At 48.8% G+C, this 12,407-nt stretch carries 12 protein-coding genes; 3 read left to right on the top strand and 9 right to left on the bottom strand.

Translation table 11 applies throughout. The features are described 5' to 3' along the window. Window positions 1–51: 51 nt before the first annotated feature. Window positions 52–1,434 carry a DUF6128 domain-containing protein gene (locus tag DW677_RS14835; protein ID WP_117504800.1) on the top strand — a complete coding sequence of 461 codons (1,383 nt, stop codon included), beginning with the start codon at window positions 52–54 and terminating at the stop codon, window positions 1,432–1,434. Here DW677_RS14835 and DW677_RS14830 read toward each other — a convergent pair. The 8 genes from DW677_RS14830 to DW677_RS14795 form a co-directional block, all read right to left on the bottom strand. After that, complete coding sequence (locus tag DW677_RS14830) at window positions 1,421–1,990, bottom strand: chromate transporter (protein ID WP_117470001.1); 570 nt, start codon at window positions 1,988–1,990, stop codon at window positions 1,421–1,423. The two genes, DW677_RS14835 and DW677_RS14830, sit on opposite strands and share 14 nt — an antisense overlap. After that, window positions 1,987–2,553 (bottom strand): chromate transporter, encoded by a 567-nt coding sequence (locus DW677_RS14825; protein WP_117483933.1) that lies wholly within the window; start codon window positions 2,551–2,553, stop codon window positions 1,987–1,989. Before DW677_RS14825 ends, DW677_RS14830 begins: the two co-directional genes overlap by 4 nt. An 11-nt stretch (window positions 2,554–2,564) precedes the next feature. Next, complete coding sequence (locus tag DW677_RS14820) at window positions 2,565–3,668, bottom strand: radical SAM protein (RefSeq protein WP_117483934.1); 1,104 nt, start codon at window positions 3,666–3,668, stop codon at window positions 2,565–2,567. 44 nt (window positions 3,669–3,712) lie between these two features. Next, window positions 3,713–4,831 (bottom strand): GntR family transcriptional regulator, encoded by a 1,119-nt coding sequence (locus DW677_RS14815; protein ID WP_117567697.1) that lies wholly within the window; start codon window positions 4,829–4,831, stop codon window positions 3,713–3,715. 83 nt (window positions 4,832–4,914) lie between these two features. Continuing rightward, on the bottom strand, window positions 4,915–6,273 hold the full coding sequence (locus DW677_RS14810) for a sulfatase-like hydrolase/transferase (protein WP_117470004.1): 1,359 nt from the start codon (window positions 6,271–6,273) through the stop codon (window positions 4,915–4,917). Between the two features lie 2 nt (window positions 6,274–6,275). Beyond that, window positions 6,276–7,772 carry a tripartite tricarboxylate transporter permease gene (locus DW677_RS14805; protein ID WP_117504795.1) on the bottom strand — a complete coding sequence of 499 codons (1,497 nt, stop codon included), beginning with the start codon at window positions 7,770–7,772 and terminating at the stop codon, window positions 6,276–6,278. Between the two features lie 16 nt (window positions 7,773–7,788). After that, window positions 7,789–8,289, bottom strand: coding sequence for a tripartite tricarboxylate transporter TctB family protein (locus tag DW677_RS14800; protein WP_117504793.1), 501 nt, complete (start codon window positions 8,287–8,289; stop codon window positions 7,789–7,791). A gap of 99 nt (window positions 8,290–8,388) precedes the next feature. Then, window positions 8,389–9,351 carry a hypothetical protein gene (locus DW677_RS14795; RefSeq protein ID WP_117470006.1) on the bottom strand — a complete coding sequence of 321 codons (963 nt, stop codon included), beginning with the start codon at window positions 9,349–9,351 and terminating at the stop codon, window positions 8,389–8,391. Between the two features lie 300 nt (window positions 9,352–9,651). Here DW677_RS14795 and tadA point away from each other — a divergent pair, with 300 nt between their 5' ends. Beyond that, window positions 9,652–10,173 carry a tRNA adenosine(34) deaminase TadA gene (gene tadA, locus DW677_RS14790; protein ID WP_207658695.1) on the top strand — a complete coding sequence of 174 codons (522 nt, stop codon included), beginning with the start codon at window positions 9,652–9,654 and terminating at the stop codon, window positions 10,171–10,173. Here tadA and DW677_RS14785 read toward each other — a convergent pair. Beyond that, the gene (locus DW677_RS14785; protein ID WP_117470007.1) at window positions 10,163–11,014 is read right to left on the bottom strand and encodes a YitT family protein; all 852 of its coding nucleotides are present in this window, start codon (window positions 11,012–11,014) and stop codon (window positions 10,163–10,165) included. The two genes, tadA and DW677_RS14785, sit on opposite strands and share 11 nt — an antisense overlap. A gap of 326 nt (window positions 11,015–11,340) precedes the next feature. Between DW677_RS14785 and DW677_RS18385 the strand changes: the two genes are divergently transcribed. Beyond that, entirely contained in the window at window positions 11,341–12,141 is an 801-nt protein-coding gene (locus DW677_RS18385; protein WP_117567696.1) for a hypothetical protein, read from the top strand. Window positions 12,142–12,407: the final 266 nt, after the last annotated feature.

The raw sequence follows: 12,407 nt of genomic DNA, 5'->3' as shown, positions 1-12,407 counted from the left end.
GAAGAATACTCCTTCCGCATATACATAAGTGCAGAAGGAGTGTTTTTGATTATGGCAGATTATCGCAGACTGATTTCTTATATTTACGAGTACGAAGGAAAACAAAAAGGAAAAAATGTGGGATTCGCGAAGCTGGAGGCGCGGAACGGGCAGTGCAGGATCAATGTGAACGTGAAGCGGATCTATATGGGCGGAAACGCCATCGGAGTGTACCTTTTGGGGACAGGCGGTCGCGAGACATTTCTAGGGAATGTGTTCGTGCGGGGCGGAAACGGGGAATTCCGTGCGAATGTGGACACGAAGAACGTGGAAGGAACAGGAACAGGTCTTGATACATATTTCGGACTCTCGGTCCATGACGTGAAAAATTCCTGGCGGTGCTACAAGACGATCTGGGAGGACGCGCTGGCAGCAGAAGAGGGAAATACCGGGGAGAATCCAGTTCTTTCTGTGCCGAAATTTACTGCGGAGATGTTGCCGGAAGCAGAAAAAGAGATGACACCGCAGGCAGTCTCAAAAGTAGTAAAAGAGATCGAGGCCGAGATCGCCAAAGAGGAGGAACGCCGGGAACAGGAGGAAAAGACTGCGCATGCGGCGGAGCTGCGGGATGAAGCGCAGGAGACGGAAGAAGCTTCATCGGCACAGGGTGAGACAACGGTGCAGGATGATGCAGAAAAGGATGAGAAGCCGAAGCAGGAAGAGAATAGTGAAGAGCATGGGATGGTATACCTGTCGGAGGAAACCGAAGAGATCGACCAGGCAGAGGAAAAGACAGATCGGGCAGAAATAACAGAACAACCAGAAGAATCGCGTCAGGATCCGATGCGGTCGATGAAGAATGCAACGCAAAATCCTGTGGGTGGGCAGCCGGTAATGTCCAAGTCTGCTTCATCAGCGGAGACTCAAACTCAGATAACTGCCCCTGCATCGGCTGCACCATGTCCCTCCCGGCCGCAAAACAGCCAGACAGCGCGGACAAATGCCGCCCCAGCCCCCATGGTCTCCCCGGAACTCGAAAATCCGGAAGTCCTGCGTTATTTACAGGAGACTGAGGATCTTGCAGCGGACCCGGAAAAACTCTGGGAAGAACTAAAAAAATCATACCCGAAGATCCAGCCATTCGAGTATGAGGACGGATGCGATATCTTAACGATCCGCCCCCAGGACATCGGAAAACTTCCGCGGGAGTGCTGGATCCACGGAAACAACAGCTTTCTTCTCCACGGTTACTACAATTTCCGCTACCTGATCCTCGTAAAACTCGGCGGAAACAAAAAGAAAGCCCGATACCTCTTAGGGGTTCCGGGCCACTATTACAGCAGTGAAAAATATATGGCAACGATGTTCGGCTTCCCGAATTTCGTCCTCTCCAGACGCCAGCCCGTGGGAGACGGACGGTTTGGGTACTGGTATACGGACCTTAGAATACGTTGACGATCAGGGAAACGACGGTCTTTATGACTCCGGCTAGCACCATCACCCAGATCGGGTTCATTTTAAACTTCTGAAGCAGGACAACGCAGACAGCGAAGATCACAACAAGAAGCCAGTTTGTGTTCGCGAGGGCGACCGCTGCCTGACTGCCCCAGAACGCGGTGATGAGGATCGAGATCCCGGCAGAGGCGATCAAAGCGACGACCGCGGGACGCAGGGAGTTTAAGATCCCCTGTAAGAGTGCCAGATTTCTGTATTTTAAGTATAGTCTGGCGATACAGGTCACGATGATGCAGGACGGCAGGATGCATCCGAAGGTGGCCGCGAGGGCGCCCCCGGTTCCCGCAATCTTTGTTCCGACAAAGGTTGCGGAATTGATGGCGATGGGTCCCGGTGTCATCTGGGAGATCGTGATCAGATCCGTGAATTCCTCCATCGAAAGCCAGTGATGGGCAGTCACGACCTGTCCCTGGATCAGCGGCATTGCCGCATACCCGCCGCCGAAGCTGAACATGCCGATCTGCAGAAAACTCAAGAAAAGCTGTAGATAGATCATTTTTGTGCTCTCCTTTCCGCCGCAAGTGTCCGCAGCGCGCCGATCAGCCCGCAGGCGATGACAACGAAGACGACGTTGACATGAAAAACGCAGGAAGCAAGAAAAGCGGCAGCCATGATGCACATGGAGACGGCATTCTTCCCGTGGACAATTCCCGCCCCCATCTCATATGTCACAGAGGCGATCACAGCCCCGACACCGGCCTGCATGCCGGAAAGCATCTGGCTGACGATAAAGTTGTCACGGAACGCGTTGTAGCAGACCGAGATCAGGGAGATAACGAGGAACGGAGGGATGATCGTGCCGATGATCGCTGTGACCACGCCGGTCATCCCGGCCAGTTTATAACCGACCACGATCGCCCCATTGACGGCGATTGGCCCCGGAGCTGACTGCGCGATCGCAACAAGGTCCAGCATCTCGTTCTCCTCGATCCAGTGGTATTCATCTACAAATTTTTTCTTCATCAAGGTCACGATCACATATCCCCCGCCGAACGTAAAAGCGCTGAGATACAGGGTCGAGACGAAAAGCTTCATAAGAATTTTCTTTCTATTTTCCATAATCCTTCCTTTTAGCCGGGTATTCCGGCAGCAATCTGCATGAGCGGGCGGAGCGCGTGGTCCAGGAACGCCTGATAACCACAGAATGTATCACCAGGCATACATGCAGTTTCCCGCTGCATGCGTTTACATCCGCCGCCACAAAATTTTCGATACTGACAGGCGGAACATAATTCCGGAAGCAGATCTCTGACCTTACATGGAGACACTGCGGACTTTTCATAGATCGTCCGCAGAGAGTCAGAAACCAGGCTGCCGAGCCGGAACTGGTCGAGACAGTAGAAATCGCAGGGATAAGCGCTTCCGTCCGCTTCCACGACGATCTGGGGCTGGCAGTACCCGCTGATTCCGCAGGAAGTCACGAGCCCCTTTGCAAGCAACTGAAGAAGATCGTCAAATAGCTTGATGCTCCGGTAATTTCCCGTGGCGAAATCCCGGTACCAGAGATCAAAAAGATCAGAATAAAAGTGAAAAAAGCGTTCCGGGGTCAGGGCATATGCGGAAGAGCCGGGAGAATTGAGATCTCCAAGGCAGGGGGTAAACTGGATATAAGACAGATCCAGCTTTTTGATTTGTGCCCAGACCTTCGCGGGATGTCTTGCTGTCTGCCGCGTCAAGGTGCAGAGCACGTTATGCTCGATGTGATATTTCTTCAACAGGGAGATGGAACGAAGAACCTGTTCGTACGTTCCCTGTCCGGCTGTGTCGACCCGGACCGCGTCGTGGCTTTCCGGGAGAATATCCAGGGAGATTCCGATGAGAAACCCGTATTTGGCAAGAAACTTGCACCAGTCATCATCCAGAAGAATTCCGTTGGTCTGAAGGGTATAGTTTATATGGATATTTCGTTTTTTTCCCGCAATATACTGTACCAGATTCCGGTAAAAAGGAAGTCCCGCAAGCATCGGTTCACCGCCCTGAAATGACAGTGTTAGATAGTCCCCATCATCAAGATCTATAAATATATGATCCATGACAGCGGTCATTGCGGACTCTTTCATGACTCCGAAAGAGGAAACCTCTCTGAGACTCGTAATATCCGCATAAAAACAGTATTTACAGCGTAGATTGCAGAGTGAAGATGCCGGTTTCAGCATGATGGTCAGGTGTTTCATGGTTTTGCTCTCCTCAAAAACATTTTCCTTTTGGGCTCATTATGTCATAATTTCCGGATGGAACATCCCTCATAGATCCGCAGATCCATGAGATATGAGTATCCGTTTCCGCAGTATTCATGATTCTGAATCATCTTTAGCAGGCGTTTGCCAACCTGAATTCCCATATCATAACCCGGATGAATGGAACAGGTAATTCCACTGCGTTCCCAGTCTTGACCGGAATAGTCAAAGCAGACCAGAGAATAATCGTTTGGGACGGATTTACCGTTTTCCTGAAGAAAATGCAGGACAGACTGCAGGATCATGTAGTTGCAGCAGACAATGGCGGTACACTTCGGAAGTCCCTTTAAGAACTTGCCGATTTCCTTGTAGAATCCATCGGCATGGGCTTCGTTGGAAATACACCATTTGATGTAATCATCCTCGAATTTCAGTCCTGCGCTGCGGAGAGAGCCTACATAACCACGGAACTTTTCAATGCTCTGATAATTGTCGTAGACGAAGATCCCGGCAATTTTTTTGTGCCCCGCTCTGGTTAAAAGACCGATCAATTCTCTGGCGCATTTGTAGTCATTGTTAATCACGCGGGGATAATTTAATTCTTTATAGTAGTTGTTGTAAAAGATGACCGGGATCTTTTTCGCAAAGATGTTCCGATAGCAGTCAAGATTGGGATTTAAGAGACTTGCCTTTACCCCGTCCACAATAAACCCGTCGAATCCCTGATGTGCTACCACATCGAGACAGTTTCTCTCGTTGGAAAATTTATTGTCTGTAAAAAAGATCTGAAGATCTACGTCTGTGTCAGACATCACATCACGGATCCCATCGATCAGGCGGGAATTTGCGTGAGAGTCCTGCCCTTGAAGGATCAGTCCGATCTTATATTCAGCGTTTAAACTTCTGGCGGGTCCGGAAACGGCGGCATCTTTATTGATGTAGGTTCCACTTCCCTTGACACGGGTAACGAGATTTTCCTCGACGAGCCGTGCCATGGCGGCACGTACTGTTTCGCGGCTTACATCCAGTCTGCGGCAGAGTTCATTTTCAGATGGAAGCCTCTGGTTGGAAGAAAATTTATTTTCATCGATGTAAGCCCGAAGCCAGTTGTAAATTTTATCGGCCTTTTTCCGGCCTGGCTGTATACCAGAATCAAGCATATGGAGTCCCCCCTGACAAAAATCCGGCAAAACACACTGACAGCATGTCCTGCCGGATGATACATCCCAGTTGTTTTGCGGCATTACGCCTGATCAACGATTACTGGCCGCGTATGCTCCGCTTTTTCGATCCATGCGAGCAGCTTCTCTCTCATTTTCAGACGAACAGAGTCATAAGCATGGTCATGGATCAGATTTGTAAGTTCATATGGATCCTTTTTCAGATCGTAGAGAAAATCGTCTGCGTAGAGGTCTGCGGACGCGTATTCCCCGCCGTTCTTTCCCGGCGCATATACCGCGTACATGTAGTCCTCGGTGCGAATCGAACGGCCGACACGGCTTTCGGAGATCTGTGAATAAACTTCGTTAGCTCTATTATCGGTCTTTCCCTGAACTACGTCAAGAAGATTCTCACCGATCATGGCATCGCCGACATCGACCCCGGCGATGGCTAAGATCGTTTTTGGAAGACTTTCCGTGCTGACGAGTTCCGTGATTTCTTTTCCGCCTTTGAACGCACCGCCGGCGATCACGAGTGGGACATGGGTGGCGGCATCGTGACAGCTCCGCTTATAATCGTCATAGCCGTTTAAATGCTCATCGGTGTTTCTGGTCTTAAAGTGGGAACCATGATCGGAGGCAAAGATGATCACTGTATTATCGTAAAGTCCCTCTTCTTTCAGGCGATTTACAAGTCTCCCGAGATTTTCATCAAGACTTGCGCATTGACCGAGGTAATCAGGATATTCTTCGGCAGCATTTCCCTTTAAAGCGGCGAGATCGCCCGGAAGAACGAAATCCTTATATTTTTCTTTGGAACCGGCAGGTCCTTCGTAATGATTGTGGTCGTTCTGATGATGCGGTTCAATCTGGGAAACCGTCATGAAAAATGGTTTTTTCCGGTCATACTGATCAAAGAACTGAAGAGCCAGATCTGTGATGCAGTCTGGACGATAGCCCTTAAAATCGATCTGGTTATTGTTCTCATCAAACACATATCCATCATATCCGTGGGAGGTGAATTCCAGCACATCGGCCGCCCGCCAGAATCCGGTATATCCGCCGCGGAGTTCCTTCGGCACAGCGGTGATCGTGTGATCGATGGTCGGCGGTTTTTCAAGCTCACCGTCGCTTGCGAGATGCCATTTTCCGATGTAAGCTGTCTCGTAACCGGCTTCCTCGATATAATTCGCGAGAGTTTTTACGTTCTTCGGAAGCATGATATTGTTGCGGAAACAGCCTGTTTCTGTCGGATACTTTCCGGTCTGGAATAATGCCCGGCAGGGACCGCATACCGGCTGCGGGGAAAAGGCGTTGTCGAATTTTACACCGCCCGCAGCCAGTGTGTCGAGATTCGGAGTGATATCTAACGGCTGTCCAAAACAGCCGCAGGTATCTGCCCTCTGCTGGTCAGTAAAATAGAAGATGATGTTTTCTCTCATGGTTAAGCCCCTTTCTGAACGTTCCGGTCCCGTAATTTGCTTCGGATGATCATTGCTACAGCGCCGATGATCAGGATGATAAATGCGATGCAGTATGGACTGCTGACAAAAATGGAAGGATTTCCTTCTGAGATCAGGAGTGCCCGGCGGAAGTTTGTTTCTGTCATGTTTCCGAGAACAAGACCGAGCAGGATCGGAACAGTCGGAAAATCGAGCTTATAGAGAAGCCACGCGATGACTGCGAACGTCAGGGTAACGGCAACGTCAAAGTAAGATTTATTGACAGAGTAAGCGCCTGCAAAGCAGAAGATCACGATGATCGGAGTCAGGATCTCCTGCGGGATCGATACGACTTTGGCAAAAAGCTTTGTCAGATATTTGCCCTGTAAAAACATGAACAGGTTGACGAAGAGCAGTCCGAGCATGATGGCGTACATGATATCGCCCTGGGTCGTGAACAGGCTCAAACCAGGATTCAGTCCATTGATCATAAGCGCGGAAAGCATGATCGCGACACAGCCGTCGCCCGGGATACCGAGTGTAAGAAGCGGGATCAGTGTAGCGCCGGTAACCGCGTTGTTGGCGCTTTCTGCCGCTGCGATTCCCTCAACAGAGCCGTGACCGAATTCTTCTTTATGTCTGGACATATTTTTCGCTACATCATAGCTGAACCAGGATGCCATGGAAGCGCCGGTACCCGGAATGATTCCGATGATGACACCGATGATGGAAGAGAGCAGCGCCGGGCGGGCCATGCGCTTGTACTCGTCCTTTGTGATCTTTCCGTCATCCATGATCTTTGAGGTGTCAAGCTTCAGACGGTCCGGTTTTAACTCTGCCTTTTTCAGGATCTCGATCAGGGCAAAGAGACCGATGAGGCAGATCGCCAGATCAAGTCCGAGATAAAGTCTGGAAATTCCGAAGGTAAACCGGTCATAGCTTGTCTGCGGGTCAGCGCCGATGCAGGAGATAAATAAGCCCAGGCAGGCTGAGATGATCCCTTTGATCATGCTTTTACCGGAGATTCCGGCGATGATCGTGAGCCCAAAGACACAGACAAGGAAGTACTCGGCAGTTCCGATGTTTGCTGCGACCTTTGCAACCTGGGGAGCCAGAAATAAAAGAGTCAGTGCGGAGAAGATCCCGCCGAAGGTGGACGCGTAAAGGGCAATCTTCAACGCTGCCTTGGTACGGCCTTTTTCTGACATCGGATGACCATCCAGCATGGTGGTCGCCGCGTGGGGAGTACCCGGTGTATTGATCAGAATTGCAGATACGCTGCCGCCGTATCCGCCGGCACAGTAGATTCCAAGAAGAAACATCATGCCGGGGATCGCCGTCATCTTGTAGGTAAACGGCAGGAACAGGATGATGCAGAGAATAACGGTCAGACCGGGAATCGCCGCGAAGACGGAACCGATGAAGACACCCAGGTTGATCCAGATGAAATTCTCAACGGTAAACAGCATTTTCATAGCAGGGATGATATATTGGAGCATATTCTGTTCCTCCTTCCTAAAATTTTACGTTCAGACCGAAACGGAATGCCGCCCAGATGAGCACGGCCATTCCGATGGTGATCGCATAGTAGGACCGTTTTTTGCAGCGGAAATAGACAAGGAACGCAATGGAGCAGAAAATTGCTCCCAGAACAAACAGATCCGTGATCCGGCAGATGAAATAAGTGATAAAAAGGATCGTCAGGATCATGAGTGCCTTCACCTCAGTCAGAAGATTAAAGGTGCTGACTTGAACCGGCTGTTTTTTTGAAATTTTAATGATATTCTGGATGATGAGGACTGCACTGCAGATCATCATGAGTGAAAAAAGAAGCTTTGGGAAGACGCGCCCGTTTATGACATCATTTTCGGAAATCGGCACCTGAGATGGCAGCATGAAAAACAGGACAGCGCCCAGGAGAAAGAACAGGATGGATCCGGCGAGGTCGGTTGGGATCGAAATCTCTTTTTCCTTCATGCGTGTTGCGAGCTCATCTAATTTTTTCTCGTTAAACATAAGATTTTCTCCTTTCCGCGGAACGTGCCGCAGGATATCCGGCATCATAGAATAAAAGAGGGATGCCGCTTTTGCAGCATCCCGGTTTTGAAAAGTTACTTACTGGACAACCAGGTCTTTGTACTCATTTACGATATCCTGTACATTCTGGATATGTTCAAGAACCTGATCATTTGTCATCGTATCAACTTCAAGAAGCATCGTGTCGGAAAGCCACTCGGTAACGCTCTTATCTGCGAGAATCTTGTCATAGAGTTCTTTTAACTCGGCAACTTTCTTCGCGTCAGTACCTTTTCTCGCGAGGATCAGGCAGCGGTTTCTGAAGTATGGATAACCGTATTTGCCAACACCCTCAACTCCTGCGAACGGACCATCGGCAATGTCTTCACCGTCGAACGCGCACACGATGGTAACGCCGCCCTGCTGATAGGTTTCAAGGATCTGGGACTGGTGGGAGACTGCGAAGTTTGTCTCGCCCTTTGCAACTGCCTGTGCAGCCTCAGCAGCAGAGCTATAGGCAACGATCTTGATCTGGTCACCGTATCCCATTGAGCCGAATAACGCGGCTGCGAGGAATGCTTCAGAACCGGTTGCGCCGTTTGCAGCGATGGAGATCTGATTTCCTGTCTCCATGTATGTCTTCAAATCATCAATATTCTTGATATTGAGCTTGGAATCAGCAGACATAACGAAAACGGAAGAATACAGGTTTTCAACAAACTCGAAATCATCGTAAGTGAACTGCATCTTTGCCGGATCAAGAATGGAGGTGATGGAGAAAAGTCCCTCACCTGCGAAAACGAGTTCCGGATCGTTTGCTTTCGTTTCAGCAACCCAGCTATTTACCGTTGCCGCGTCACCCTTTACTGCGTCAGCGACGAGAATGATCTTATCAGAATAAGTATTTGAAAGACTTGCTGCCTTCTGGCTTACCATAGCAGCGACTCCGGAAGGAGCCCAGGGACATGTGACCGTCCATGTAACCGCCTTTTCCGAACATCCCACGAGTGACATAGCCACCGTCATAACGGCGAGACCGAGTGCTAATAATTTTTTCTTCATACTACCTCTCCTTTGTTAAAAATTGATGATTCATGAGTGCTTTTCTCGTATCTTGTGATACAAGATTAACATACTGGAAATGTGATTTTCAACAACTTTTACCATTTTCTGGATAAAGTTGTATGTTTGTTGACGAATCAAACAGAAGCTGTAATCGAGATTGATATTTATTAGACATTCTGCACATGAAAAAGGGAAGAAGACCGGACATCGGGTGATTTTCTCTTGCCAGAAATCAAAAATACGGTAAAATAAGAGGCAGGAGTATTTGAAATGAATTTGGAGAAACGTATGAGAAAGATGACGATAGAAGAACATTATATGAAAGAAGCGATCCGTCAGGCGAAAAAGGCGGCTGCGCTTAAGGAAGTGCCCATCGGCTGCGTGATTGTCTATGACGGAAGGATCATCGCGAGAGGATATAACCGCCGGACGGTAGATAAAAATGTACTGGCCCACGCGGAGATCATCGCGATGCGGAAGGCCTGCCGCATTCTCGGCGATTGGAGATTAGAGGACTGTACGATGTACGTGACCTTGGAGCCATGTCCGATGTGCGCCGGAGCCATCGTTCAGGCGAGAATTCCGAAGGTGGTGATCGGCTGCATGAACCCAAAAGCCGGTTGTGCCGGATCCGTGCTCGACATGCTCCACGAGGATGGATTCAACCACCAGGTGGAGACGGAAGTAGGACTGTTGGGAGAGGAATGCTCACAGATGCTGAAGGATTTCTTTAAGGCACTGCGGGAGGAAGGAAAGCGGAAGAAGCAAACGATAGAAGTGTCCAAGGCCAAGAAGAGTGCTGATTCTATCACGCACTGATCTTCTTCGGCCGGTACCGGATATCCGAAACCTTATACACCGTGATAAATGCCTCCGGATCACTGGAACTGATATAGTTCATCAGCGCCTGATACTCACGCTTATCCACGATCGTAATGATCTCATTGTGTTTCTCAAAATTATACGCACCGATCGCTTCATAGATCGTTGCGCCGCTGTGCAGATTGTTAATAATGAACTCGCGGAGTTCTTCCTCTTTCTTCGTGATAATGCAGACACGTCTCTTGACATTCTGGTCAAAAATAAAGTAATCGAGGACGATTCCGTTCACATATGTACCGAGTACACTGAGCACGACGGTCTTTTTGTCATAAACGAACGCGGAAGAAAGCGCCACGCACATGCCGGAGAGAGACATTGCTTTTCCGAGATCCATATGCAGATACTTGTTCATGATCTTTGCAACGATGTCCAGTCCACCGGATGATGCATTCATGTTAAAGAGCATCGCGAGACCGATGCTGACTACCAGCACATAGCAGACCGCATCCAGCTCCTGACTTCCAGTGAGGGACGTAAAATCCGGAAAGATTTTCTCGAAAATACCTAAGAAGACCGGCAGCATGACACTCGTGTACACAGTTTTTGCGCCGAACTCCTTACCGCAGAAAATAAATCCGATGATCAGCAGGAGGATGTTGAGCGCCATCGTGATCACAGAAAGCGGAAGCGGGATAAAGTGGGTCAGAATAATTCCGAGACCGGAAATACTGCTGATTGATGTGTGGCTTGGTACCAGAAAAAAGAAAACCGCTATGGCTGTGATTGCGTCAGCCAGGGTCATGACAAAAATTTCTTTGATCAATCCCTTGTTGTTCATAATACAGAACCCTTTCCCATTTGTGATTTGGTGATCTGCTGTGAGCATTATGCGTTATGTCTTTCCCACAGCTACAATTATCGGTTCAAGTATATACTGGATGGACATGATATGCAAGAGAACGTGGTGAAGTGTGACTATGATAAAAGAATATGAAAGCAAGAAGACGATGTGGCTGGACAGTAATACTGCCTGAAAAAGGACAGAAAAAGTTAAGGAAATTTACAGGCGGAGGTAATAACTGTATAGTATTATAAATAATACAGACAGCTTTGCTTCATGCCGGATATGGCAACATCACGATCAAAACAGAAAGAGGGGAGATCATGAACGACAAAAAGAAGATCCTGGCGGCAGCAGGCATCCTTGTCCTTGCGGGAGCCGCTGCGACGGCATTTTATATATGGAAGAAAAATAAAACTCAGGTGGCGACATCAGTAAGCATTATCGGCGGTGCGGACGGACCGACATCGATTTTTCTTGCCGGTAAACTTGACAATTCCGCCGATGAAGGAACAAAAGCCGCAATTTTGGACCTCGAGACCGCAAAAAAACAGCCCTATGGTCAGGTAGTGGAGCTCGACTATGTGAGTATCGACAGGATCTCCCTCCACGGCTCCTTCGGATACATTGCTTTCGACATAAATGGCTCCGATGATTCTGCGACAATGGAGCCGGTGGCAGCCTACACCCTGGAAGAGGCTGGTCCCATCGTGACACAGGGCGATGAGTATACGGAAGTTCTCGGAAGCGCGGATGGCTGCGTGGTGGCACCGAAGGCGTATATGAAGGAAAAGAATCCGATGTACCTCTACTCCAACACCTATGGAGATGTGACGGAGCTTCCGGAAAAAGTCTGCAAGATCCTCAGAGAGAATAAAGAAAACGGCAGCTTCAAGGATGCATATCTGACGGACGACCGTCTGAATCAGATGGCATCGGATATCTACAACGAATATGGCAGCACACTGCTGTACGGCCCGGTGGCGATCCCGGAATTTGACAGCGAGGTCTACGGCTTCCTGGCAGCGGACGGTGACAAGCTGGAAGATGTCTGGTACGGAATCTGGCATGCGCCGCTGAAGGACCAGACATTCCCAATCACAAAGATAACACTGTTTGATTAAAAATAGATATTTTATATTTAACAACACTTTGCAAGAATTCTCCCATCCTCTTTAGGTGGTGAGATGAATTGCCTTTTGGGAAAATCATGCAATATCTGGCATATTAAAACTGCACATATCTGTGCATATAAATGAAAACAAATATAGAAGAACGAATGTTCTGAAAGCATAGACAAACAAGTGTTCCTGTGTTATAATATAATCAGTCGAAAGCAAAAGGAAAGGCTGATTTTATGAGAAAATTGGACAGTAATGCACATTCAGTA

It is taken from the genome of Clostridium sp. AM25-23AC (assembly GCF_003435125.1).
GTDB lineage: Bacteria > Bacillota > Clostridia > Lachnospirales > Lachnospiraceae > Pilosibacter > Pilosibacter fragilis.
This window is presented reverse-complemented; position numbering and strand designations above follow the sequence as displayed.

Coding starts and splice junctions, on each gene's coding strand:
- DW677_RS14805 (WP_117504795.1), bottom strand. CDS start 7,772: ATGCTCCAATATATCATCCCTGCTATGAAAATGCTGTTTACCGTTGAG.
- DW677_RS14830 (WP_117470001.1), bottom strand. CDS start 1,990: ATGATCTATCTACAGCTTTTCTTGAGTTTTCTGCAGATCGGCATGTTC.
- DW677_RS14815 (WP_117567697.1), bottom strand. CDS start 4,831: ATGCTTGATTCTGGTATACAGCCAGGCCGGAAAAAGGCCGATAAAATT.
- DW677_RS14820 (WP_117483934.1), bottom strand. CDS start 3,668: ATGAAACACCTGACCATCATGCTGAAACCGGCATCTTCACTCTGCAAT.
- DW677_RS14825 (WP_117483933.1), bottom strand. CDS start 2,553: ATGGAAAATAGAAAGAAAATTCTTATGAAGCTTTTCGTCTCGACCCTG.
- DW677_RS14785 (WP_117470007.1), bottom strand. CDS start 11,014: ATGAACAACAAGGGATTGATCAAAGAAATTTTTGTCATGACCCTGGCT.
- tadA (WP_207658695.1), top strand. CDS start 9,652: ATGACGATAGAAGAACATTATATGAAAGAAGCGATCCGTCAGGCGAAA.
- DW677_RS14800 (WP_117504793.1), bottom strand. CDS start 8,289: ATGTTTAACGAGAAAAAATTAGATGAGCTCGCAACACGCATGAAGGAA.
- DW677_RS14835 (WP_117504800.1), top strand. CDS start 52: ATGGCAGATTATCGCAGACTGATTTCTTATATTTACGAGTACGAAGGA.
- DW677_RS14810 (WP_117470004.1), bottom strand. CDS start 6,273: ATGAGAGAAAACATCATCTTCTATTTTACTGACCAGCAGAGGGCAGAT.
- DW677_RS18385 (WP_117567696.1), top strand. CDS start 11,341: ATGAACGACAAAAAGAAGATCCTGGCGGCAGCAGGCATCCTTGTCCTT.
- DW677_RS14795 (WP_117470006.1), bottom strand. CDS start 9,351: ATGAAGAAAAAATTATTAGCACTCGGTCTCGCCGTTATGACGGTGGCT.